This window comes from Promicromonospora sukumoe, from assembly GCF_014137995.1.
In the GTDB taxonomy this organism is placed as follows: Bacteria; Actinomycetota; Actinomycetes; order Actinomycetales; family Cellulomonadaceae; genus Promicromonospora; species Promicromonospora sukumoe.
Window position 1 is genome coordinate 1763384 of record NZ_JACGWV010000001.1, and the last position, 22512, is coordinate 1785895.

22 protein-coding genes are annotated in these 22512 nt (G+C 70.5%); 2 read left to right on the forward strand and 20 right to left on the reverse strand.

The genetic code is table 11. From position 1 onward, the window contains the following. Positions 1-750 carry a hypothetical protein gene (locus tag FHX71_RS07765; RefSeq protein ID WP_182615154.1) on the forward strand — a complete coding sequence of 250 codons (750 nt, stop codon included), beginning with the start codon at positions 1-3 and terminating at the stop codon, positions 748-750. A gap of 33 nt (positions 751-783) precedes the next feature. On the opposite strand, the gene FHX71_RS07770 is transcribed toward FHX71_RS07765, so the two are convergent. The 20 genes from FHX71_RS07770 to FHX71_RS07865 all read right to left on the reverse strand — a co-directional run bounded on the left by FHX71_RS07770 (position 784) and on the right by FHX71_RS07865 (position 21601). Next, the gene (locus FHX71_RS07770) at positions 784-2238 is read right to left on the reverse strand and encodes an SCO6880 family protein (RefSeq protein WP_182615155.1); all 1455 of its coding nucleotides are present in this window, start codon (positions 2236-2238) and stop codon (positions 784-786) included. Positions 2239-2241: 3 nt separating this feature from the next. Further along, the gene (locus FHX71_RS07775) at positions 2242-3615 is read right to left on the reverse strand and encodes a conjugal transfer protein TrbL (RefSeq protein WP_182615156.1); all 1374 of its coding nucleotides are present in this window, start codon (positions 3613-3615) and stop codon (positions 2242-2244) included. Further along, complete coding sequence (locus tag FHX71_RS07780) at positions 3615-3989, reverse strand: DUF6112 family protein (RefSeq protein ID WP_220489556.1); 375 nt, start codon at positions 3987-3989, stop codon at positions 3615-3617. The genes FHX71_RS07775 and FHX71_RS07780 overlap by 1 nt, the downstream gene beginning before the upstream one ends. A 107-nt stretch (positions 3990-4096) precedes the next feature. Continuing rightward, positions 4097-4405, reverse strand: a complete 309-nt coding sequence (locus FHX71_RS07785; protein ID WP_182615157.1) for a DUF6112 family protein — start codon at positions 4403-4405, stop codon at positions 4097-4099. Further along, positions 4402-5592: a M23 family metallopeptidase gene (locus FHX71_RS07790; RefSeq protein WP_182615158.1), complete on the reverse strand. Its 1191-nt coding sequence runs from the start codon at positions 5590-5592 to the stop codon at positions 4402-4404. The genes FHX71_RS07785 and FHX71_RS07790 overlap by 4 nt, the downstream gene beginning before the upstream one ends. 12 nt (positions 5593-5604) lie before the next feature. After that, positions 5605-6306, reverse strand: a complete 702-nt coding sequence (locus FHX71_RS07795) for a hypothetical protein (RefSeq protein WP_182615159.1) — start codon at positions 6304-6306, stop codon at positions 5605-5607. Positions 6307-6308: 2 nt separating this feature from the next. After that, positions 6309-7364 carry a ParB N-terminal domain-containing protein gene (locus FHX71_RS07800; RefSeq protein WP_182615160.1) on the reverse strand — a complete coding sequence of 352 codons (1056 nt, stop codon included), beginning with the start codon at positions 7362-7364 and terminating at the stop codon, positions 6309-6311. Further along, positions 7357-8304 (reverse strand): serine/arginine repetitive matrix protein 2, encoded by a 948-nt coding sequence (locus tag FHX71_RS07805; protein WP_182615161.1) that lies wholly within the window; start codon positions 8302-8304, stop codon positions 7357-7359. Before FHX71_RS07805 ends, FHX71_RS07800 begins: the two co-directional genes overlap by 8 nt. A 388-nt stretch (positions 8305-8692) precedes the next feature. After that, positions 8693-9460 (reverse strand): bifunctional DNA primase/polymerase, encoded by a 768-nt coding sequence (locus tag FHX71_RS07810; protein ID WP_182615162.1) that lies wholly within the window; start codon positions 9458-9460, stop codon positions 8693-8695. Positions 9461-9877: 417 nt separating this feature from the next. Beyond that, positions 9878-13462 carry a LysM peptidoglycan-binding domain-containing protein gene (locus FHX71_RS07815; protein WP_182615163.1) on the reverse strand — a complete coding sequence of 1195 codons (3585 nt, stop codon included), beginning with the start codon at positions 13460-13462 and terminating at the stop codon, positions 9878-9880. Next, positions 13459-13926 (reverse strand): pilus assembly protein TadG-related protein, encoded by a 468-nt coding sequence (locus tag FHX71_RS07820; RefSeq protein WP_246402355.1) that lies wholly within the window; start codon positions 13924-13926, stop codon positions 13459-13461. The genes FHX71_RS07815 and FHX71_RS07820 overlap by 4 nt, the downstream gene beginning before the upstream one ends. After that, positions 13923-14315, reverse strand: coding sequence for a TadE/TadG family type IV pilus assembly protein (locus tag FHX71_RS07825; RefSeq protein WP_182615164.1), 393 nt, complete (start codon positions 14313-14315; stop codon positions 13923-13925). Before FHX71_RS07825 ends, FHX71_RS07820 begins: the two co-directional genes overlap by 4 nt. 53 nt (positions 14316-14368) lie before the next feature. Continuing rightward, positions 14369-14833 (reverse strand): TadE/TadG family type IV pilus assembly protein, encoded by a 465-nt coding sequence (locus FHX71_RS07830; RefSeq protein ID WP_182615165.1) that lies wholly within the window; start codon positions 14831-14833, stop codon positions 14369-14371. Positions 14834-14869: 36 nt separating this feature from the next. Next, the gene (locus FHX71_RS07835) at positions 14870-15775 is read right to left on the reverse strand and encodes a type II secretion system F family protein (RefSeq protein ID WP_182615166.1); all 906 of its coding nucleotides are present in this window, start codon (positions 15773-15775) and stop codon (positions 14870-14872) included. Beyond that, on the reverse strand, positions 15772-16635 hold the full coding sequence (locus FHX71_RS07840) for a type II secretion system F family protein (protein ID WP_182615167.1): 864 nt from the start codon (positions 16633-16635) through the stop codon (positions 15772-15774). The genes FHX71_RS07835 and FHX71_RS07840 overlap by 4 nt, the downstream gene beginning before the upstream one ends. Further along, complete coding sequence (locus FHX71_RS07845; protein WP_312876959.1) at positions 16632-17975, reverse strand: TadA family conjugal transfer-associated ATPase; 1344 nt, start codon at positions 17973-17975, stop codon at positions 16632-16634. The genes FHX71_RS07840 and FHX71_RS07845 overlap by 4 nt, the downstream gene beginning before the upstream one ends. 200 nt (positions 17976-18175) lie before the next feature. Then, positions 18176-19036 (reverse strand): CpaE/TadZ family protein, encoded by an 861-nt coding sequence (locus FHX71_RS07850; RefSeq protein ID WP_182615169.1) that lies wholly within the window; start codon positions 19034-19036, stop codon positions 18176-18178. Continuing rightward, positions 19036-19668 carry an SAF domain-containing protein gene (locus FHX71_RS07855; protein WP_182615170.1) on the reverse strand — a complete coding sequence of 211 codons (633 nt, stop codon included), beginning with the start codon at positions 19666-19668 and terminating at the stop codon, positions 19036-19038. The genes FHX71_RS07850 and FHX71_RS07855 overlap by 1 nt, the downstream gene beginning before the upstream one ends. Positions 19669-19811: 143 nt before the next feature. Next, positions 19812-20501: a hypothetical protein gene (locus FHX71_RS07860; protein ID WP_182615171.1), complete on the reverse strand. Its 690-nt coding sequence runs from the start codon at positions 20499-20501 to the stop codon at positions 19812-19814. Between the two features lie 284 nt (positions 20502-20785). After that, positions 20786-21601 (reverse strand): hypothetical protein, encoded by an 816-nt coding sequence (locus FHX71_RS07865; protein ID WP_182615172.1) that lies wholly within the window; start codon positions 21599-21601, stop codon positions 20786-20788. A 424-nt stretch (positions 21602-22025) separates the two neighbouring features. On the opposite strand from FHX71_RS07865, the gene FHX71_RS07870 reads away from it, so the two are divergent. Then, positions 22026-22427 (forward strand): helix-turn-helix domain-containing protein, encoded by a 402-nt coding sequence (locus FHX71_RS07870; RefSeq protein WP_182615173.1) that lies wholly within the window; start codon positions 22026-22028, stop codon positions 22425-22427. Positions 22428-22512: the final 85 nt, after the last annotated feature.

Genomic DNA, 22512 nt, shown 5'->3' on the forward strand with positions numbered 1-22512 from the left:
GTGCGCAGTAGCCACAGGAGCCCGGGCGGCAGCATGGGGTCTCGAGACATTGCGGCAACGCGTCGAGCGTTCAAGGTCTTGGAGCGGGTTGGGATCAGCCGTGAACAGGTGTCGCTGTTGCCTGAGACGAGTGTCCGCAGGATGTCGAGCTGGGCTGAAGGTACGAAATGGTGGCAAGTCCTGTTCTGCGCCGTGCTGGGAGTGCTGTACGGGTTACTTCCGCCCTTGTTTCTGCGCGAGTCAAATATATGGTTGTTCTGTGCCATGTGGTTTACGTTTTCAGTGGTTGCCTTCGCTGGATTTTTCTACGGCCTCACGGCTGACATCGAAGCGATCGTGAGGCGCTTCGACGCCTACCGGTCCTACGGTCAGGCCGGCTTCCGCCTGATCTGGTCTCTGCAGAACTTCAAGCCATACAGCCTGTCGGATAAGGAGTCCGCGGTGCGCTCGGCCCATGCTTGGCGTCGTTTCGGCAAGGCGCGCGGCGTGGACTACGAGTGGCGTGGACGCCGCGTGTTCGATCTGCTCGACGAACACCCGATGACGTCTGGCTGCGCCTCAGAGATAAGTGACCTAATTCGCGATTCCCTTGTCGATGCCGCGTCGGGTCGGATTCGGGTTGACGAGTACCAAGAGCCGCGGTGGTTTTGGCGTGAACGTTTTTCGGTCGAGTTGGCCAATGCTCGGATAAGCCTAATGGCGGGTTTTCTGGCATTGCTCATACCGCTTCTGTCGTTCGTTCCGACATAAGCGGCATGCAAGGGTTGCTTAGATCTGTCTTGCTCATCCGGGCAGGACTGACCGAGCGAACGCTTGGGCCTGCTGGCCCCACAGCCGGCGGGTCTCGATGCCGGCCTGGATCGCGACCTGTTCGACTGCGGCGATGTCGTGCTCGAGCTGCTCGGCGTCGGAAGCACTGATGATGATCAGGCCGGTGGCGGTCAGGAGGCTGTGTCCGGCTGCGAGGTCGGCTTCCTGCTGCAGGACGTCGGCGAGCTCGGCCTGGTCGGTCGCATCGGTGGTCTGTCCCATGCGAGCGCGCTGGGTGGCGTCCGACAGGTGCCCGGTGCGCCGGCGCCGCAGCTCGCGCATCGCGGCGTCCGGCCGCACGGGCCGGTAGGTCAAGGAGACGGTCCGTTGGACGCCCGACGACAGCAGGAGCGGGGCGAGGAAGCCAGGGAAGGTCTGGGACTGGGGCCACTGTGAGATCCACAGGATGCAGTGGTGGGCGCCGTCTGCCCGCAGCTGCCCCCAGGTCTCGGTCACGGCGATGGGCCCGGCGGCGGCCAGCTCCCGCCCGAGCGTGGGGTGGCGTTCCAGGGCCGGACCGATCGCCGGGTCGTACGCGGTGCGTAGGTGGATGGCGAGCTGTCCCGCGTCGTAGGGCTCGCCGGGGGTGAGGTCCGCGGCATGCAGCGCGATGGTCAGGGTCTCGACCTCCTGCCGCAGTACCGCCGCGCCCCCACGCAGCCCACCGCTGGCGGCCCGGATGGTGCGGGCGGCGGCATTCAGGTCCAGCGACAGGGCGATGGTCGTGGAGTGCTGTTCCCCGGCAGGTCCAGCCCGGTCGATCAGGTCCGCGTACGTCCTGCTGGCGAAGGACCCGTCGTGGGCGCCATGGGTCTGCCACCAGTCGGCCAGGGAAGCGCCGGAGCCGGGCAGGGTGCGTTCGGTGACCTGGAGGGCGGCGATGTGCCCGGACCGGGAGACCGTGGCCAGGACCCGTCCCCAGGCGGTGACTCGGCGTTGCTGCTCGCCTGGGTCCAGGAGCACGAACGCTGGGTGGGTGACCGGCAGCAGCGCGGTCAGGGTCGCGGCGTGCGGGTCGTGCACGAGCACAGCCCCGGTGACGGGATCAGTGTACTGACGCAGCGCCGCGGAATCCCCGGGCAGGGCGAGAGTTCCGGCCGGCCGCGGCCGTTCGGTGCGGCCGGTGATCCGGGCCCGGTAGTCCAGCTGGCCGGTGACGGTGCGCCAGGCCCACGAGCCCGCGATCGGAACCCAGGTGATCACCTGCCGCCCGCCCACCGGGACGAGCGCGGCGGCGACGGCCATGGCGAGCACGACGATCGCGTAGAGGGCTCCGGCTCCGGTGTAGAGCGCGATCACCAGGGGCAGGCCACCGATGCCGATGATCGTCAGCTGGGTCGCGGTCAGGCCCAGTAGCAGGGCTCGCTTGGACAGGCGGGAGAACTTCACCGCCCGAAGCAGTCCGCCTGATTGTTCGTGGTTGGTCATGGGTTAGTCCCCGTCCTGGAACAAGATCCCGGGCTGCTCCCGGGGTGATGCCGACGGCGGCTGCGAGCCGTCACCGGCCGGGGCCGTCGGGCGTGCACCGGCCGGTGTGGGCTGGTCGGCGGTGGGAGCGGTCGCGCCCTCGCCGGCCTGTGCGGCCTGGCCGCCGAGGGCCTGCCCGGTCTTTCCGCCGGAGTCGAAAGCGGCCTTGGCCAGGGCAGCACCGGCGAGGACCGGACCTCCAGCCCCAGCAGCCCCAGTCGCCGTGGCACCGGAGCTGGCGCCCGCACCCGTTCTGGCCCCGGTGCCCGCTCCTGCCGCCCCGGTGCTGCCGCCCAGGCTGGTACCGCCCGAGGCGGTCGTGGCCTTTGCAGCGCCGTCGCCCGCACCGTCTGCGGCACCGCCACGGTCGGCGGTCCCGTCGGATCCCAGGACCTTGGCCGGGTTCGGTCGGGACCATCCGCCGGGCAGGTAGGGGACGGGCCGGTTGAGGGCTTCCTTGGCGTCGGTCTCGGTGGTCATCGTCTGGTAGAGGTCGAAGCCGAGGAAGTTGAGGAACTTGTACGTCAGGTACGGCGCGAACGCGCCGATGATCAGGAGCACGATCCCGGTTAGTGGTTCGGCCACCGACGCGATGTCGACCTGGATGGGTGCGGACATCTGCTCGGTCGCGATCAGGAAGATCACCACCAGGACCAGTTTGGACACGATGAGCGCGATCGTGAACGTGGCCCATTTGGTCACCCATCCGCGGGTCGCGTCCCACGACGCCCCGGCCAGGGCCAGGGGTGCGAGGGCGATGGCGATCAGGATCAGCGCGGAGCGCACGAGCAGGCTGATCCAGACCGTGAACGCCCCGGTGAACGCCAGTCCGGCCAGGAACACCGCGAACAGTGGCCCGACCCCGACCACCGCGGTCGAGATGGAGATGCCGGTGACCATGACGATCAGCCGGTCACCGACTTCCTCCATCGTGGTCCCGGCTGCTTGGACGAGGCCGTGGCAGAGCTGGTCGGTGATCTCCAGCAACGCCGCCGTCAGCGTGACCACGAGGAACGAGCCCAGGATCGACTTGCCGAGCCCGAGGACACCGCGGCCGAGGGCACCAGGGTCGCGGCGGAGCATGCCGGTGATGACCTGCAGCAGGAAGAACAGCAGCATGACCAGGACCGCGATCCCGAACACCAGGGCGTAGACCCGACGGAACTGGGGGCTGGTGACGTCGGTCATGGTCGTGGTGACCATGAGGGCCCACATGCCTTCCATGACCCAGGCGGCCAGGTCTCCGACCAGGTCCGCGAGCGGCTGGATCGGGGAGGCTGCTGTTGCTGCGGATCCGGCGCAGACCTGGGCGACGAAGGGGAGGGAGCAGATGTCCATCAGATCTGCTGCCCGAGGTCCCAGCCGAAGTTGACCAGGGCGACGGCGGCCCCGCACAGCACGCCGGCGGTGGCGGCGACCAGAATCCCGGTCTTGCCGCGGCCGGCGAGGTGCGGGTTGGAGCTGTTGGCGCCGAAAGCCCAGACGATCGCGGCGATGATCAGGGCGACCACGGCCAGGATCAGGCCGATGCTCATGATCGCGCCGACGATTTCCTTCAGTTGCGGGATCCCGGGCAGGCCGCTGGTGTTCGGCCGGATGTCGATGTCCCCGGGTACCCGGGTGGCGATCCCTGCCGCGATCAGGGTGGCGTGCTCGGCGGTGCGGGTGGCCGCGGCGGAGGCGGCGTGGGTGACGGTCTGGACGTGCAGCATGGCGGTTCTCCCTCAGCGCGGTGATGTCTGCGCTGGGCAGGTGTGCCGCCCGCACCACGCCCGGGGCTGTCAAGGCATGCTGGTGAGGGGCTACCGCCGACCGGGGTCTAGAGGGTGTGGCCGAGGTCGATGAGCCAGTTCGTCCAGGCCAAGCTGCTGCCCGCGAGCACGGCGCCGGCCACCGAGATGAGGACGCCGGTGCGGGCCTTGCTGGTGGCCTGCCAGTTCCCGGAGGCCGACGCGATGGGCCAGACGAACGCACAGACCACGAACATCGCCACGGCGAGCACCAGGGCGATGGTCAGTACGGCGCCGATGATCGGGTACAGGCGGCTACCGGTCACGGCACCGAAGTCCGGACCGACTCCGAAGATCAGGAGGGCGGTGACCGCGAGGGAGATCGTTGAGCTCGTCATGGCGTCGCCTCCGTCCGGCAGGACCCGGTGGCCGGCAGGACCGTCGAGCCGTCCAGGGCGGTGGGGGAGTGGGCTGCCAGCCAGGGTTCGGGGTCGGTGGGGGCGGCGTCGAACCCGCCGGGGTGGATCTGCAGGTGCAGGTGAGGTCCGGTGGACTGCCCGGTGGACCCGACCTGGGCGACCTGGGAACCAGCGCTCACGTAGTCGCCTTCGGAGACCGCCGTGGAGCCGTCGAGGAGGTGTGAGTAGGCCGAGGCCACTCGTCGCGGACCGTTGGGTCCTGCGAGGGTGTGGTCGATGACGAGCAGGTTGCCCGCGCGTGGGTCCGGTCCCGCGTAGGCGACGACGCCGTCGGCCAGCGCGAGCACCGGGGTACCAGCCGGGGCAGCGTAGTCGGTCCCGGCGTGCAGTGTGCGGACGCCGGTTACCGGGTGGGTCCGCATCCCGAACCCGGACATGCGTGTCCAGGTGTCGGCTGGCAGCGGGAACACGATGCGTGACGACACGAAAGGGGCGTCGTCCCGCTTGGCGTCGGTTGCGCCAGGCGTGGTCGTCAGCTGCTCCAGGATCGCCTGGGCGACGGGTTCGTACTGCGCGTACCGGTCGGGGAACGCGGAGACCTCCACCGCCTGAGCCGCCGCGCCCTTTGGGAGTCGCTGCCAGTCGGGGATGTCGAGCAACCCGCGCGGTGACCCGTGGTTCGGGCCGGTCGGTCCGCCGAAGAATGCCGCGGCCTGATAGCCCGGGTCCATGAGCTGGGCGACGGTTCCCCAACCGGCGGCAGGCCGCATCTGGAAGAGACCGAGGCTGTCGTGGTCGCTCGCATCGCCGTCGTTTGGGAAGCCCGCCGAGGACGGGTAGGCGCCTGGGTTGGCGAGCATCCGCAGGTGTGACTCGGTCAGTGCCGCCATGAGCGCGACCAGCACCCCGTCCCGTCCCACACCTTCGGCCGTAGAGCCGGTGGTGATGATCGTGGCGGCGTGGCCGAGCTGGACCTGGTCCAGGCGCACGACTGCGCCACCGGTGGTCGACGCGGTCAGTTGCGTGGGAAGCGCCCCGATCGGGCCCACCGTGTTGCCGCCGGGCATGCACCCGGTGGTGGTGGGGGCCAGGAGGGCGTAGGCGGTCAGCGCGGTGGGTGGCCCGAACAGGAACACCACCAGAGCGATGACAGCGAGTGCGCGCATCATGGGTGTTCCTCAGAGCAGGGCGGCGTCGGAGGCGGACAGGCGCAGCAGGTGGCACTGCTCGTAGGCGGGGGCGCAGACCATGAAGATCGTGAACTGGGTCTGCGAGCTGGCCGAGACGGCAGCGCTGTCCCAGGTCCCGGCGCGGTGCCGGATCGCGGTCACGGTGCGCGCTGTCGTCCCTTCGACGACCGCCCCGTCGGGGGCCTGCGCCAGGGCGTCGTGCCACGTGGCGGGCTCGACGACGTCGGTGACTTCGAGCCACTGCCGGGTCTGGTACTGCGCCAGGTGCGTCCATGCCTTCGAGATCGGCAGGTAGGTCCGAAGATCCAGCAACAGGCCCGGGGTTTCCTCACCAGTCGGGTCCGCGACGACCAGCAGCTGCTCGGTCAGATCGGGCAGGTTGGAGTTGGTCGTATCCCACGTGAACAGGGCCTTGGCCACCGACCGCGCGAACACGTCAGGGTCGGTCGCCTGGATGGTCGCCGCGTCAGCGGCGGCGGTCGGTTCCATGGCGCCGTCGGTCGGGCCGTCGACCCCGTTCGGCGCGGTGGAGGGAGCCGCCGGCGACGCGGCTGCGTGGGTGGCGTCCGTGGTGCTCGGGGGCGTGAGCCGCAGCCCGACGGCGACGAGCACGAGGATGAGCGTGCCGATCAGGATGCTGAGGGCGCGGTGCGCGGAGATCCATGACCTGAGGCCTCGTGGGTTGAGCATGGTCATGCCTCCGTGTGGTCGCGGCGGGCTGCCTGGGCTTGGTCGCGTGCGGCGCGGGCTGCGGCGGCGAACCGGGTGGTCTGGTCCAGGACGTTCTCGAACACGGCCCAGTCGGCATCGTGGGTGGCGGCTCCGACGTCGGTGGGGTCGTAGTGCTCCCACCACCCGTCCAGGCCTTGCCACAGCAGCGCGAACGCCCGCAGCGAGTGCCGGCCCTTGCCGCGCGCATCTGGGGCTGACTCGGGCTGGTTCAGCCGCTGGATCGCGGCGGCGACGACCTCGTCGACCTCCTCCTGGGTGACCTCCTCGACAGCCTGGGCGGTCGGGTCGGTGGCGGCGAGCTCGGCCTTGACCTCGTCGTACAGCGGGAACACGGATGCTCCCTCGCGGATCTGTTCCAGGGCCTCGGTAGCCAGTGCCCGGACTCGCTCGGGGCGGGCGGGGTCCTGCGCGATGTCGGACAGGGTCGCGATGCGGTCCAGGCGGGAGTAGGACGCCTTCCCGGTGACCATGCGTGCCGCCTGTGCCCGAGTGCGTTCGTGCAGGTCACGCGGTGGTGCCAATTTGGCACCACCGTCGATGTCCGAATTAGCCCCCGCCTCGGAAGCAGGCTGCGCGATGGCTTCCTGGGCGTCGTCGTCGGCGCCGAAGCGGGTGTTCGACTGGCGGCGTGCGGCGTCCTCCGCCAGGAGCTGCTTGATCTCCCGGTACAGCTGCGCAGCCTCGACGTCGTCCAGCGGCTTGCGCAGCTGTTCCTCGTCACGTTCGGCCAGCACCTCCTGGAGGCGGTCGGAGATCCCGCTGCGTACCCACGGTCGTGTGGTCGTCCAGCCCAGGCGTTGGATCGCGACCAGGCGCCGGTACCCGCACACCAGGACCAGGTCCGGGGTCACGGTGATCGGCTGCAGCAGCCCGAGCTGGTCGATCGATGCCGCCAGGGCGTCGATGTCACCGAGGTCGTGGCGGTGCCGTTCGCCGACGGTGATCGCGTCGACGGCGACGTCCAGGCGCAACACGCCTTCCGCGGTGTCCTGTTTCTGTCCCCGGGTCTCAGGCATCGCACACCACCCGCAGGGCGGGCCGCACCGTACGCTCGGGTACTGCGGCGCGGGCAGGGCTGGCGGCGACCAGCGCGCGCACGAATCGCTCGTCGGTGAGCATCGTGGCGGTGCGCTGCCCGCGCATCAGCCGTTCCAGCAACCCGTTCCGGACCGCTAGCGCCGGGTGGTGGGGGTGGCCAAGAACGACGGCGCACAACGCGGTCCACCGCCGCAGCTCCAGATCGAACCGACCCAGCGCGGTCTTGTCACGGCGTAGGTATTCGAACGCGCGAGTCCTGTCCCCGGTGATCGTCAGGCGTTCGGTGATGTAGTCCAGGCAGGCTCGGGCATGGGTGACCTTCCAGCCGAAGCCCGCCAGGACCTTCGCGGCGAGGTCCAGTGCGGTGCGGGTCTCGATCGTCGCGACCCGTGACGGTTGCGATGCGACCACGGCCTCGGTGGCGTCGAGGTGATCCAGGAGCGCTGGGTCGACGGAGACCACTTCGCCGGTGATGGTCTCGATGGATCGGGCGCCGTCGAGCTCGTAGTCGCTGAACCGGGTCGCGTCGTGCTGGTCGGAGGTCAGCAGCCGGCGGGCACGGGACTGGTCGCACAGCAGGCCGTTGGCTCGGTCCTCGGCCATCAGCGAGAGCTGCACCGCTCGGGTCACGACGCCCCAGGGGTCGTCGGCTTCGGCGGTGGCCGGCGCACGGAGGACCTCGAACGCGGCGAACGCTGCGTCGTGCGGGGTCTGCCGGTACTTCTTGGCCATGCCCGCGTACTTGGCCATGCAGAACTCGATCAGCTCCGTGGCCTCCAGGTCGGTCGACCAGGCAGCCGGCCCGTCCATGTGCAGACGCAGCAGTAGGATCCGCAGACCCTCACCGGTGGTGAACAGCGGCTCTTTTCCCTCTGCCGTGGGGGCTTCGGGAGCCTTGGGAAGCGTCGTGGTGGTCATCAGATACCCATCCCTTCGGTGCCTTGCTGCGGTGTGGTTCGTTCCTGTCGCCGGGCGCCCGGGGTGAGCGCCCGCTTGGCGGCCCCGACGGCGTTCTTCGCGGCTGCGGTCGGTCGTCGCAAAGCCCGGCGCACGATCGCGGCGTGCAAGTCGACGCCTCGCACCAGGACCCGCCGGGAAGTCAGGGAAGGCAGGTCCCCGGGACGGACCCAGGTGACCTCCCGGTCCCGGGCCGAGCGGGCCGGAGCTTTGGACCGGACCGTCTTGCGGCGGGCCTGTTCCTCGAAGGCGTGCGGATCGGTACTCGACGACGACGGGCCCAGCGCCTGGGGCTGGACCGGTTGGGTACGCGGGCCTCGGCTGTGCTGCGAGTGCGGGGATTGCGGGTTCACAGGCTCACCACCTCAGAAGGCCGACGACCAGGGCCGCCGGGATCGGGACGGAACATCGGTTGGGGCCCTGCTGGCGATACGGGGCGCGGATCGGCGGTGTGGCCCCGCCTCTGTCCCGGTCGCAACGCGGTTGTGGGCGCCAGCGCCGGCCGGCCGTTCTGCGCGGGGGCAGGGTCAACGAGACGCCGTAGCGCGCCCGCATGGACGGGGCCGGTGGACGTGTTGCCGGGGCCGACCAGCTGGGAGCGCGCGACGACGCCGTCGGCGCGTAGAACCAGCGACGGCGGCAGCAGGATGTGGCCGCTGTCGCCGTGGAAGCTCAGTCCCGACCGCGGCGCGTCCCAGGACGGCTGGGCGGTCTGTGGTGCCCGGGGGAAGAGCAGGTGCAGCCCACCGGTCGGGGTGCTGATCGCCAGGCCTGGCCGGGGCAGCAGGCCCGCCCGCATCGCGAGCCGCACCGCGCTGATACCCGACCGGGAGCGGTCGGGGTAGACCTCGACGACATCGAGACCCGAGGCGGCACCGGTCGGGATGGCGAGGTTGGTGGCCGGGTACCGCGACCACCACGAGGCCACCCGGTCCGGATCGGCCGAGGCGGCGCGTGGCCCGCTGGGCAGCAACGGGCGCGAGCCGCCCTGGACGCAGGGGAAGACCGGCACGCCCGCCGCGGCGAGCAGCAGCGCCCCCTCGGCGGTGCCGTGGGTGCTCGCGGCGCGGCCGACTGCCTCCAGCGGTGCCGGGTCGAGCTCGTGCGTGGTGTCCATGGCTCGACCCTGACGATCCAGCGCGCACTTTCCGCACACCTCACGTGCGCACACCACGGGTGCGCACGGTGTTCGTGCAGGTCAGCAGCGCGCACCAAGTCGTTTCAAACAAAGGGGTTGAGCCGGCGTGCACGAGGCTCGAAGGCCCGTCCCAACCGGAACGGTCGCCGGGTGCGCGGCAGGTGCGCGCACGGCCTGCGGCAGGTGTGCACGGCTCAGGTGCGCTCCGCCGCGCACGCCCTGACCGCCACAGTGCGCCTCATCTCACGGGACGCCGAGCGCGACGCCACCCGCACTCCGTGGCGTGGTACGCGCCGGGGCAGACCCTGGCACCTCGCTACCCGGAGTCCTCACCACGCAGAGGGCCGAGTGCGGCCCCTTGTCTCGGGCGTGGTTCGGCGTCGAGCAGGTCAGTGCTCAGGCGCGCCGGCGCTTCCTGCCGGGAGCTCCTGGACTCATGCCCCGCCGGGCGGCGATCTCGCGGGTGCGCTCCGGCGGGTCCGGCGGCGGCCACTCGTCGTCGCTGCGGTCGTAGATCTCCTCGGCCAGGCGTTTGCGGGCCAGCTCGGCGTGCCCGGTGACGTACTGGATGGTGATGTCGTCCAGCCGTGAGGTCTCATCATCCGGGTTGGCCTGCTTGCCGACCTGTGCCGCCCACCGGGCCAGGTCGATGTTCTCCTCAGCCATCGCCCGGGTGTGCACCAGGTGGGCGACGTCACCGATCGCCGCGGTCATGGTGTGGTCGATCCGGTCCCCCTCGAACAACCAGGTCCACCCGTCGGTGCGGGTCTGGCTGAACGGGCGGCCCCGCACGATCTTGAGCGCGGTGACCAAGTCGTCGATGCCGTCGGCACCACGGGCACGTGCTCGGGCTTGGAGACGCTGGAATAGGTCGATATCGACCAGCAGGCCCTCGACCTGGTACGCGGCCTTACCCGATGCGGCGGACGCGGCCGTCTTGGTCGCATCCGGCACGTAGAGCCGGCCGGTGGCGGGGTCGGTGCCGAGCCAGGCCCGCACCCCGGTGACCAAGGACCGGCCGCGTCCCTCCACGATGGAGAAGTCCTCGGCCAGCTCCGCGGGAGTGACTCCCCGTGGGTGGAGCGCGAGATACGCCAGGGTCTCGACGTGCAGGGCCTTGAGCCGCGCCGTGGGCTCGGTGATCCTTCCGTACCCGGTCGCGGTCACCGGACCGAGCAACATCAGCCGCGGACGTCGGTACTGGTCAGGGTCGAACCATGCCGCCACATCCTGGTCGAGGGTCGGGTCGGTGTCACGGACCTTCTCGCTCGCCGGCCGTGGCTGCACGACCGGCGCCAATACCTCGATGTCCTGTGCCGTGGTGGCAGCGGCCTCGACGTAGTCGGCGGTCGGCGCAGGCAGGAGCGACCAGGGTCCGGCCGGTGCGTGCTGGTCGGCGGGCCGCGGCTGCACAGCCGGTTCCTCCGTGCTTGCTGGGGGCGAAGCGTGCCCCGCGTGAACGCGCTCGAGCGGCTCGGGTAGGGGCGCTGCACGACCGACCGGTTCCAGGGCCGTGGACTCGGCCTGTGGTTCTTCTGCGGCTCGGGTGACCTCGACGATGGCGACCGACGCGGCGAGCTCGTGCTCGGCCAGCCCGACGGCGGCCAGGTCCCACCCCAGCGCCGGCACACGCAGCCGGCCCTCACGAACGTCGACGACGAGCCTGGGTGTGGCTGCCGCAGCGAGCACGGGCGATGGTTCGGCGGCCGCACCGAGCAGTACGACGGCAGCACCGGCCCGGTCCTGGGCTGTGTCCAGGTTCGTGGTCAGGGTGTGCAAGGCGGACCGGGTGGTCGCCCCGATGCCCGGCGCAGCGATGAGGGCGTGTGACTCGTCCCGCTCGCGCCCAGCGCTGTCCCGCAGAGCGGCGGTGGCGGTGTCGACCTCGCTGACGCAGGCGAGGGTGTCGTAGTCGTCGGTGTGGTCGTGGTGGTGGCGGAAGTCTGCCAGGCCGGTCACGTCCCAGCGGGTGGCCAGGGTGTGCAGGGTGGTGTTCTCCGTCCAGGGGTGCAGTAGCAGCTCGGCCGTGATGTACCGCCCGAATGCGTCGACTGATTCGGGGTCGCCGGTCACGGTCACGGTGCGGGCTTGTTCGAGGTCCAGCAGCCACACGTGCCCGGCCTCGTCCATGCCGACGGTCACCAGCAGTGGGTAGGGCGCCAGCACATCGTCCGTCAAGGTCTCCGCCGGTGCCTCTGACACGGCAGCGGTCCACCGTGTACCGGAGCCGACCCACGGCAGCGGCAGGTCGGTCGGTTCGGCCAGGTGGACGACGGCGTCGTTCCCGGTGAGCTCGACCCCGATCAGCGCGGGCAGGTCCCCGGCCGAGCTGCCCTGGTGTGATGTGGCCAGGCCGCGCAAGAGGCGGTCCAGGGCGTCGATGTCCCCGATCCACGCCTGCCCGGTGGTCGTGATCGTGCGTTCGACCGGCACCGTGGTGGTCGGTGCGGGGGTGATCCGGTGCCCGGGGCGCCGGTAGCGCCACTGGGTAGCGCGACGGCGACGCAGCACGACCAGCAGCCCGGCCGCGAGCATCACACCCCCGCCAGCGAGCCCGGGCACGAGCCACGCTGGACCCGCAAGGTCGCTCTCGTCTGCCTCTGCCGTGTCCTCCTCTGTCGCAGCTCGCGGTGTTGGCGTCGCGCTGGTGGTCTGCCCCTCACTGGCGCCTGGTGCCGCGGACGTGGACCGGGAGCCAGGCAGGTCGGTGGGGCCTGCCCAGGGGTTGGTGTGCGGTTCCGTTCCGGTCGCGTCCGGGGACCGGGTGTGGTTGCGCACACCCTGGTGTGCGGGCGCCCCGTCCGGGGTCGAGGTACTGGGGTCGTGAGGGCTCTCGGGGACGCTGGCCTCGGACTTCGGTGCGTGGTCCTGCTCGGCTGTTGCTGGCGGGGTGTGCGAGTCCTTGGCTGCCGTCTCGGTGGTGTCGGCAGGCTGCTCTGTTGTTGTCTCGCGTGCCGGGGTGGATGCCGTGGGCTTGGCCGGGGCGGGTGTGATGGCGGGGATGGTCAGGCGCCAGCCCGGCTTGATGTGGTCGGGGTCGGTCAGCCGGTCGCCGTCGGGCTGCACGGTCTGCTCGGAGGCCTCCACGATGTCGGGGTACCGGCCGGCGTCACCGAGCTCGTCCAGCGCGATCTGGGTCAAGATGTCCCCGATCTTGACCGTGTACGTCTCGTCGCGCGGCGCCTGACTGTCCGCCACCGTCTCGGCCGCAGCAACGTTCTGCCCGGTGCCGTCCTCGACGTCGTCGTCGGCTGGTGGGGCGGGTAGGCGCAGGACGGTCCCGGGGATGAGGAAGTCGGGCCGACTAGCCAGGGCCTTCTGGTTGAGGTCTTTGAGCTCGGTGAACCGCATGGGGTCGCCGAGCTGGTCGCGGGCGATGCTCCACAGGCTGTCGTCCTCGACCACCGTGTACGGCACCGTCTGCGGGCGTGCGGGTCGTTCGTCCTGGTCGGGGATGGTGTGCGCAGAGGTGCGCGCAGGTGCGCGCGCCGCCTCGGGGCCCGCCGAGGTGGTGTGCGGGGCGGTGGTTTCGGTGTGCGCGGTGGCCGCGTCTGCCGGGGTCTGGGCCAGTGCCGGTGGGATGGAGACCGCGAACAGCAGTGATGCGGTGGTCAGCAGGCGTCGGGCCAGACCGCGCTGGAACCCGAGCCGACCCGGGACCGCGATCCGGCCGCTCAGTGCGACCGCCTCAAGCACGATGGTGAGCGTCAGGTAGGCCCAAGCGGCCCAGGTCACGCAGCCCAGCACCACGACCACCAGGGTCGTGCTGCCTGCGCTAGTCAGGACCAGTCCGAGGTCGTCCCATCCGAACCCAGGAGGCAGGAGCCGGTGGCGGGCCAGTTCCAGCACGACAGGGATCCCGACGACGAGCAGCAGCAGCCCGAGCGTGGCGGCCAGGCCGCGCAGCCGGTCACTGGTCGTGGGCCGCGCACCAGGGTGTGCGCGCTGTGGTGCGCGCCGCGCGGTGGGTGGGGTTGTCATGAGCGTCCTTCCTGCTCTGTCCCGGCGAGGGTGCGCACCAGGCGCGCGGTCGCGGACCCGGACACCTGCCGGGGGCCGGCGATCGAGCCGATGATCGGTGACTGGTAGGTGTCCGTGACGTTCACGGTGAGCGTGGCGTCGGCCACGGTGACGGACCCGGAGACACCCGCGGTGGACAGGTAGGCCTGTGCGGCGGAGCGTGCGGCGTAGGGGTCGACGGTCAGCGTCTGAGACCCGGGTGTCCCGCCCTGGGTGAGGGCGATCTGTTGGCCGCCAGTGCGTGCCGCCTGCGCGGCGAGGTCGTTGGCGCGCTGCTGGGCGTGCAGGGTCCCGCCGAGCTCGACGACGAACGCCGCGCACACCAGCAAGGTCGCTACGCACACAACGAGGAACGGCAGCACCGACCCCGCCTCACGCTCCTCCTCGGGTCCCGGTGCGGTGGTGGTCGGCTGGTGCTGGATCACTGAGACCTCCAGGTATCGACGGGGGAAGACACGGTGGCCTGCATCGTCAACGGGCGCCCGATGGGGATCCCGAGGCGGCGGGGGTCCAGGTGGCAGGAGACGGTGGCCGAGACCGTCGACGGCTGCCCGGCGGGTGCCAGCAGCCCGGCCGTGTCGAGGGCGACGTCGGTCGACGCGCAGCGCAGGTCCTGGTTCGCTAGCGACATCGAGGCCGCCGCGGACGCGTCAGCCTGGGCGGTGGACACGGTGCGGGCCAGGGAAGCGGTCCGGGCCGCGTCGGCGGCAGCGGCTTGGACGGACTGTTGTGCCAGCACGGACAGGGCACCGACGATGATTGCCCAGCCGATCAGCGCGACGGCCGGGATGGTGATGACGAGCTCGATCGCCACGACTCCGGCCTCCCGCCTACGAACCCCGGGGTGGGCGCGTGGGGTGGGCGCCGTCATGGGGTACCTGGCCCGGTCGGGGCGGTCAGGCGTTCGACGGGCATGGTCGCGGTCTGGGTGATGGCCAATTCCCACCCTTCGATCAGGGACAGGGTCTTGCCGGACACGGTCACCAACGCGGTGGTCTCGCTGCGCGTGACGGTCGCGGTGGGGACCAGGAGGAAGCCGCGCCCGGTCGTGCTGGCGAACTCGATAGCTGCCGCCTGCCCGCTGCCGACCGTGCCTGTCTCGGCTGCCGCGCTGCGGGCGCCTTCGCTGGCGGCCGCGACCGCGACCTGGCGGCCGGCGAACCAGAGCGTCGCCTGGATGCACGCGATGATCAGGAGCAGCACCAGCGGCAGCAGGATCGCGGTCTGGATCGCCGCCTGCCCCGCCTCCCGTCGGCCCGCACACCAGGGTGTGCGCGCACGCCGGACCGGCACGGGTGCCTGGTCCGAGGTGTGCGCGGCGCTAGCGGGCATGCCGGTCCTTCCAGTCGGGCGGGATAGGTGTGCGGGCTAGACCGGGGTCAGCAGGCGCATGACCGACGGCGCCAGGAGCAGCGCGATGAACGTCAGTGCCATGACGGCGCCGGAGGCGCTCATGCGGACGGCGATGGCGTTGGCGGCGGCGAGGTCTTGGTTGCGCAGGGCGTTGCGTTGGGCCTTGGCGCTCTTGCGGAGGTTGTCGTAGATCGCGGTGTTCTCCGTGGCGGACTGCTCCAGGGTCTCGGCCAGGTCGCGCAGCTCACCGACGCCGACCTGGTCGGCCAGATCCTTCAACGCGTCCCAGGGCCGCGCCCCAGACATCTGGGCCTGGGCCAAGGTGACCGCGATCCGGTTCAGGACCCAGGACCCGGTGCCCTGCGCGGCCTGCTCCATCGCCTGCGGGACACCGGACCCGCTGATGCGCCGCAGCGCGAGGAGGCTGGTGTAGAGGGACAGGGCGCGGCGGAACTCGGTGCGAGCTTTGGTCGCCTTGTCCGCGACGGTGTAGTGCGGGATGTGGAACAAGGCGGCACCCAGCAGCACCGCCGCGAGGACAGGGACGGTGAACGGCACACGGATGCCCAGGACACCGAGGCCCCACATGAGCAGGGGCGCAGCGAGCACCCCGAGGGCCGCGCACACCAGCTGCTCGCCGTAGAACCGGGCCGGTGGGATGCCGAGCAGGGCCAGATCACGGTGGGGTGTGCGCAGCCAGAGTCCAGCAGGGAGGTGGTCGCGGCCCCACCGGCCCAGCCGTTCCGTGCTGCCCGGAACGGCCTGCTCCTGGGGCCGGGAGCGCGACGGGTGGTTCGCCGGGGCCAGGCGGGTCAAGCCCTGGGCGAGGTCGACGTGCGCCGGCAGGAGCTGGACCACCAGGAGGACGAGGGCCAGTGCGATGGATGCGCCGGTCAGGCCGGCCCAGAACAGCCCGGTCATGACCGGCCCCTGGTGAATAGGCGAGCGGGTCCGGAGCCGTTGGACATGCGGTTGAACCAGAACAGGGTCAGGGCGAAGAAGGCGGCCAGGACGAGGAAGACGATCTGGCCGAGCGGGGTGCGGTAGGGCTCGATGTAGGTGCCGTTCAGCAGCATTGCGCCGAGGGTGCCGACGGTGATGACGGTCAGCCAGGTCGCGGTGGCGCGGTAGGTGGCGCGGCTGGCCTCGACCTCGCGGCGGGCGCGGACCTGGTCGGCGACGTCGTCGGCCAGGTCGTCCAGCACCTTGGCCACGGGGCCGCGCAGCTCGATCGCGGTGGTCAGGGACTGGGCGACCATGTCCGCGGTCGGGTCGGCGAGGTCGTCGGCGAACGCGGCCAGCGCCACCCGCGGGTTCCAGCTCGACTCCAGCCGCGCCGCCAGCGCCTGGACCTGGGGTGCGATCGGGGCCGGTGCGGTCCACGCGGTGGACCGCAGGGCGTTCTCCAGGCTCTTGCCGCCGGAGAGGGAGCCGGCCAGGGACCGGGTCCAGTCCTGGATCGCTTCCAGGCGCGCGATCCGTTCGCCCTGTGCCCTGTTGGACAGCATCGACGGGACACCGACCGAGACGACCGGCCCGACGAGCAGGAGCAGTGGCCAGCCGGTGATCAGCCAGGCGACCAGACCCGCGGCGATACCGAGCCCGAGCAGGATGCGGGTTCGGCGCGGCATCCGGCCGAACGCTGTCCGGGCCCGGTCGACCAGGCTGGTGCGCGGCGGTCGCGCGGCCGGAGGCAGGGCCGGCGGTACGGGGCGCAGAGCGTAGACGAGGCCGACCAGGCCGCCGCATACCAGCGCGCCGCACAGGGCGGCGAGGATCATGACCGGACCGCCGTCGTCGCCCGGCCGGGCACTCCGGGGTGGTGCAGGGCTTCGCTGAAGCCCTGCAGGTCGAACCCGTAGGCCTCCAGACCTTGGTGGTCCAGGTCCGGCATGGTCTTCGGTACGGCGTTCCCGTCGGGTCCGGGGGCGAAGATCTGGGTGGTGGCGTACCCGGTCTCCCGCTCGCCGGGGGCGACTGAGATGATCTCGGCGACCTGACGGCGCGGTGCCTGGCTCGTGGGGTCGTAGGACAGGTCGACGTGCACGATCAGGTCGATCGCGTGCGCGAGCTTGGACGTCGCCAGGTCATGGGTGACCTGCTCCTCGCCCTCCATCGCGCAGGTCACCAGCTTCCGGATCGCGGCGACCGCGCTGGTGGCGTGCGTGGTCGACAAGGACCCGGTGCCGGACTCCATCGCCTTGATCATCGGCCACACCTCCGCGCCGCGAACCTCACCGACGATCAAGCGGGACCGGTTGTACCGGAAAGACCGCCACAACGCCTCGGCAATGGTCGACTCCCCGGCCTGCCGCCCATCGAGCCCGACCTCGCCGGAGCCGGGGCGGGCCTCCCACGCGATCACGTTCGGGCGCAGGTCCTGCAGCCCGAGCTCGTACTCCGTCTCGAACGTCGCGATCCGTTCCCCGGCCGGGATCTGGTCACACAGCGCCCGGGTCAGGGTCGTCTTGCCGGCGCTGGCCGCACCGGAGACCACGATCGACTTCCGGGCCCGGACCGCTGCCGCGAGGAACGACGCGGCAATGGGCGAGAGCATCCCGAGCCCGACGAGCTGGTCGAGGGTGACCTGGATCAGGCGGTGGCGCCGGATGACCACCACGGGCCGGTCGGTCACCCACGCCGACGCCGCCAGGCGCGCACCGCTACCGGGCAGGCGCATGTCGACGTACGGATTCCGCTCGGAGAACGGGCGGGCGCCGGAGCCGGTGCGGGAGGCGATGTCCTGGATCAGCTGGATCAGCTCATCGTCGGAGTCCGCGACTGGTTGGCCGGCCACCCAGGTGCCGTCGGCGAGCTGGAGCTGGACAGTGCGGTGGCCGTAGATCTCGATGTTCTCGACGTCGTCGTTGTCCAACAACGGTTGTAGCCGGCCCATGCGGAACAGGCTGTTGAACACCGCATCCCGCAGGACCTCCCGCTCGGCGGGCGTGAACTCGGCCTTGCCGTCGTTGCGCCGGTCGGTGGAGGCCTGCTTCACCAGCCGGTTGATGGCCTCCTTGCCGGCTTCCTCGCGCACCAGGGTGTCGGTGCCGGGCGAGAACTGCTCGGCCTGCTCGGTGGAGACCTGGTCGCGCAACGCGTCCACCAGGGCCCAGTCCACCGGGACCGGCCGTGGCAGTGCGGCGGCAGAGCGGTCGGATCGGCGAGTCGTCCCGTCACCCGAGTCAGGTTGTCCGGAGCCAACCCAGGGGTTGCTCGGGCGACGCAGGTTCGGTGGTAATTCGTGCGGGACCGGTCGCGTCAGAAACGCGATGCCCGCCGGGTCGGTGCCCTCGGGAGACTCGGTGCGCGGCTCGGCCGTCATGCGTGCTCCTGTCGACGATCAGCGGCAGCAGCCCAGACCGCCGCAGGACCCGGGGCCCGTCCCTGCCTCGCGGCTTGGTCTGCTGGACTACCGGACGGGCTGGGCAGCGCTGGGCTGGGTGGTGCAGTGCCGAGCGAGATCTCCGCGGCCAGGGTCCGAGCGGTCGCAGCGAGCGAGCGCACGTAGCCGCTCTTGTGGAACCGGGCCCGGGGCGCCGCTCCGAGGTGATAGGTCTCGGCATCCTTGGGCGAGTACGCGACAGAACCGGCCAGCGGGAGTCCGAGGAGCTTGGCCGCGCCGCGCCCCGAGTAGGGGCGGTCGGGCCCGACGACCAGGAGCCCGGCCCGCTTCCACGCCCGGGTCCGCACGACCAGATCGGCATAGGAGCGGACGGCCGCGAGCGCGGGCAGGTCGGTCCGGGTCACCAGCAGTGTCTTGTCGGCTCGCTCGAGTAGGGGCCGTGGGGAGTCGGCCATTCCGAGTCTCCCGGCGTCGATGATCACGTCCTGCCCGGTCGCGTCCAGCCCGGCGAGCACCTCGGCGAGCGGCCCCCACAGGCCGCCCAGTTCCCGTGCCTCCAGGTGTGAGCGGACACCAGGCACGAACCGGACCCCGTCCTTGATCGGGACCGCGACCCGGTCCACGGCGGCGGCGATGGGTTCGGCCGCGAACGCGACGTCCAGCAGTCCGGTGTCGTGGTCGTGGGCGCCTTGGAACCAGCCGGCGAGGATCGCGGACCCGCCCACCGGGTCGGCCTCGACCAGTACGACCGGGCGTGGCCAGGCGATGGCCAGGCCGAGCGCGGTCGTGGTGACGCCCGGTGAGCCGGAGGCGGAGCACAGTGCGATGACAGCCATCAGCCCTCCTCGGTAGTGGATGAGGTGCTGGGCGAGGCGGAGGGCTCTGCTCCGTCATCGGACGGACTGGTGGTCTCGTCGAGCTCGCGGGAGTCCAGGACGAGCGTCACTTTGCCGGCGGCTGCCTCGGCAGCCAGGGTGATGGCTTCTTCGTGGGAGACCAGGACGTCGACGACGGTCTGTCCATCTGGGGCGGGCGGGTTGACCGCGACTACCTCGGCCTCGTGGAACGTCGGGGTCTGCTCGCCACCGCCGTCGGCGGCCGTGACGACCGCTCGCACCTGGTCGCCGGGCAGCAGGCTCAGGCCCGGTGCGACCGGTGGTGGCAGGACCATGCCGAGCACCGACATGCCCGACGGCGGCACCAACTCCTCGGCCACGACACCGGCCGTCAGTGCGGCGCCGGCCGGGACGTCCCACGCCGCACGCTGCCCGACCACGTCGGCCCGCGCCCCGGCACCGATCAGGTCCAACGCGACGTCGGCACCGACCTGGGTCTCGGTCAGGTCCTCGGCCGTGATCACCGAGCCCCGCACGATCGTGTCCCGGGCGACCAGCACCGTGCGCGTGTCGGTCAGCGTCGCCCACAGCAGCACCGCGCCCAGGGCGCCGACGCCGATCGCCGCAATCATCACTACTGCCAGCACCGGACGCCGCTTCAATCGTGGTGGTGCGAGCCTGGCCCCTGCCGGTGACGCCCCTGGCGCCGATGGTCCCCGCGTGGTCGTGCTAGTCATCCCGACATCCCCCTTGGCCGCCCAGCTCGGGCAGCCCGTCAGTTCACCAGTACTTGTGCCTCGCCGACCGAGACCTGCACGCTGCGCGACAGGTCGTCCACGTCCAGCGACCCGGACTGCCCGGCCCCTTCCCAGTCCACGACCCACTCGCTGGTGGCCGTGACCGTGTACTCCTGCCCTGGCCGGTACCCGGACTCCCGGGTGTAGATGTGCCCGCAGTCCGGCGACGCCTGCCGTGCGAACCGGAACTCGTACGGGGTGCCCGGGCCGGTGCACACGACCTGGGTGCCGTCACCCATGTCCCATACGATCCGCTCCACCCGGGCCGTCGCCGACACCGTCACGGACCCCGCCGAAGCAGTACGCGTGATCGGACCGAACGTCTGCTCACCGGGGTCGTGGACCCACAGCCACGTCGGCAACGCCACGACCCCAGGCCCGTCCGGATCCGGGGACATCCCGATCTCGACCGCACGCAGGTTCATCCGCTCCACCGCGATCTGCGCCACCTCACCCGGCGTGGGTCCGGCGTCGGCCGCGTCTGGTGGAGTCGCCAGCCAGACCGCGCCCTGGAGCCCGCCGGTGGGGATGCGGCACTCGTAGATCGCGCCGTCGCCCTGCTCATGCCCTTCCCACTCGGGGGCGGTGGCCGGCGGCTGCGGTATGGCCCGGCTCAGGTAGCAGTTCCACTGCTCGCTCCACACCCCGTACTCGGACGTGCACGGCACCGGGCCACCCGCCTCATCGAGATGAATCGTGATGCTGCCCTGCGGCTCCCACGTGCACGCCGACCCCATGCTCGACCGGCGAGCCGGCTTGGCTGGTGCCTCGGAGCGTCCGCTCGCCGCTGACGCTGAATCGTCCGAGACCTGCGCAGAGGCCGATCCGGGGTCGTGGGCGATGATCACGCAGACGCCGGAATCCCGGTCGAAGGCTTTGCAATGCGGGTCCGCTGATGCGGGTATCGCAATCCCACCGAGGGCGAGTGCGAAGACGGCAGTGACTGTTGCCCTCAGCCTGTGCATGGGGCCTTCTCCAGTGTTTCCAATGAGGCGACGCGCCAGCCGCTGGCAGGATCTGATTTGTAGTCGTAGTTGGCTACGTGGAGACGTTCCCATCCGCGATCGGCGCGGTCCGGGCTCACCCTGGAATTTCCGGCCTCGTCGACGAGGTCGACGTCGCTGACGTCGTAACAGACGTCCACTTGTACGGTCGGGACTCGCCCCGCTTCTGGATCCGAGTTGTCCAGGTTCACGGACTGGACTATTACTTCGGCGACCGTGGTCTGCCCTGTCTTGCGCCAGCCATCGGCGCGCCACTGCTCCACGATCTGCTGGCGAGTGCTGAGCTCCACGCTCGTGGCGACTCTGCCAAGCCGAGACAACTTGGCATCGGGATCTTGACCGACCTCGTCCGTGACCGCGTAGTAATCGCGCGCAAGTGCCTCGGCACTTGTACGGGCGAGCGCTTTCGGATTCGTGGGGCTCGGTAACGGTGACGCCGAAAGAGACGGGGTGGGCGAGTTCGCCGACTCGCTCGGTGTAGGCGAAGCCGACCCGCCAGTCGTGCAGCCTGAAGCTAGCGCGAGCAGCAGCGCTGCGGTGAGAACAGGTCGTGTGGTGCGCATGCTGAGGGGCCTGCCTCCGTGGGCGCGCCGCCGGGACGGCACGCGGTGATCGCCGACGAGGTCGAGATTGTCGAGCGGGTGAAAACTGGGGGAATCCATTACCGCCGATCCGGGTCGTTGATGCAAGGCAATTGGCACACCTGTTACGCGCCCGAAACGAACGGGGCAGGAATTGGGCAACGCTTTGGTCGAGGTCTTCACCGTCGCAACGGTGGCAGGCGTGCGCGCGCTCTGCGCACACCCTGACCCGTGCACACCGTGGTGTGCACGGGTATCACCGCAGGTCAGGAGCGCGCACCAACTCGCCTCGACGGTGCTCCCTGGGCGGGCGTTGGGATGGCCTGAATGCATTTGGACAATTGTCCAAATGCCGCGCGCACCACAGGTGCGCGCGGCGCGCAACAGGCTGAGAGCGAGAATTCACTATGCGAAATCAAGCGGGCATGGCGTGCCGGAACGGACTGGTTCGGTTGCCGTGCCCTGCTCGCCCATTGGGCCCGCGACGTGGATCAGTGTCGAACTAGCATCGGGTGCGCGGGGTGAGCCCTCGCCGGCCAGGCGCGGACCGAACCGGGCCGCGCGCTGGGGCCGCGCGCTGGGGCCATGGATGCAGGACGGAGGCGTCATGAGCGATGGGCAGTTGCGCAGGATGACGGGTAGTGAGGTCTGGTGCGCGCGCGAAGCGCTCGGTCTGGAGCGCTCGGATCTTGGGCGTTTGCTCGGCAACCGCGCCGAGATCGTCCGCGACTGGGAGCGTGGAAAGCTGAATGTTCCGTTCCGGGTTCGCGAGCAGATGGACGAACTGGAAGCGATCACCGCGAAGGAAGTCGAGCGGTTGACTGCCGACCTGCGGCAGATGCCACAACCGGTGGTGGTCGTCTACTCGGACAAGGAGCCACAGCCCCCCGCCGTCGCGCGGTTCGGTGTGCGCTGGTGGCGCACAGTCGCCGCTCGCGCCGCAGGAAACGTGCCCGGCACTCGAATCGGCACAACCTCCGAGATTGACTCCATCGGCCATGAAAGCTGAACAAATGAAATAAATGATTAGTCCAACGTGTAAATTATGGCCTTTATCGGTGGCCTGAGCGTTCTTTGTAGCATATAATTGAGAC

Bases quoted from the DNA above. Each gene is read 5' to 3' on its own strand.
- FHX71_RS07770 (WP_182615155.1), bottom strand. From the start codon at position 2,238: ATGACCAACCACGAACAATCAGGCGGACTGCTTCGGGCGGTGAAGTTC.
- FHX71_RS07775 (WP_182615156.1), bottom strand. From the start codon at position 3,615: ATGGACATCTGCTCCCTCCCCTTCGTCGCCCAGGTCTGCGCCGGATCC.
- FHX71_RS07780 (WP_220489556.1), bottom strand. From the start codon at position 3,989: ATGCTGCACGTCCAGACCGTCACCCACGCCGCCTCCGCCGCGGCCACC.
- FHX71_RS07785 (WP_182615157.1), bottom strand. From the start codon at position 4,405: ATGACGAGCTCAACGATCTCCCTCGCGGTCACCGCCCTCCTGATCTTC.
- FHX71_RS07790 (WP_182615158.1), bottom strand. From the start codon at position 5,592: ATGCGCGCACTCGCTGTCATCGCTCTGGTGGTGTTCCTGTTCGGGCCA.
- FHX71_RS07795 (WP_182615159.1), bottom strand. From the start codon at position 6,306: ATGCTCAACCCACGAGGCCTCAGGTCATGGATCTCCGCGCACCGCGCC.
- FHX71_RS07800 (WP_182615160.1), bottom strand. From the start codon at position 7,364: ATGCCTGAGACCCGGGGACAGAAACAGGACACCGCGGAAGGCGTGTTG.
- FHX71_RS07805 (WP_182615161.1), bottom strand. From the start codon at position 8,304: ATGACCACCACGACGCTTCCCAAGGCTCCCGAAGCCCCCACGGCAGAG.
- FHX71_RS07810 (WP_182615162.1), bottom strand. From the start codon at position 9,460: ATGGACACCACGCACGAGCTCGACCCGGCACCGCTGGAGGCAGTCGGC.
- FHX71_RS07815 (WP_182615163.1), bottom strand. From the start codon at position 13,462: ATGACAACCCCACCCACCGCGCGGCGCGCACCACAGCGCGCACACCCT.
- FHX71_RS07830 (WP_182615165.1), bottom strand. From the start codon at position 14,833: ATGCCCGCTAGCGCCGCGCACACCTCGGACCAGGCACCCGTGCCGGTC.
- FHX71_RS07835 (WP_182615166.1), bottom strand. From the start codon at position 15,775: ATGACCGGGCTGTTCTGGGCCGGCCTGACCGGCGCATCCATCGCACTG.
- FHX71_RS07840 (WP_182615167.1), bottom strand. From the start codon at position 16,635: ATGATCCTCGCCGCCCTGTGCGGCGCGCTGGTATGCGGCGGCCTGGTC.
- FHX71_RS07850 (WP_182615169.1), bottom strand. From the start codon at position 19,036: ATGGCTGTCATCGCACTGTGCTCCGCCTCCGGCTCACCGGGCGTCACC.
- FHX71_RS07855 (WP_182615170.1), bottom strand. From the start codon at position 19,668: ATGATTGCGGCGATCGGCGTCGGCGCCCTGGGCGCGGTGCTGCTGTGG.
- FHX71_RS07870 (WP_182615173.1), top strand. From the start codon at position 22,026: ATGAGCGATGGGCAGTTGCGCAGGATGACGGGTAGTGAGGTCTGGTGC.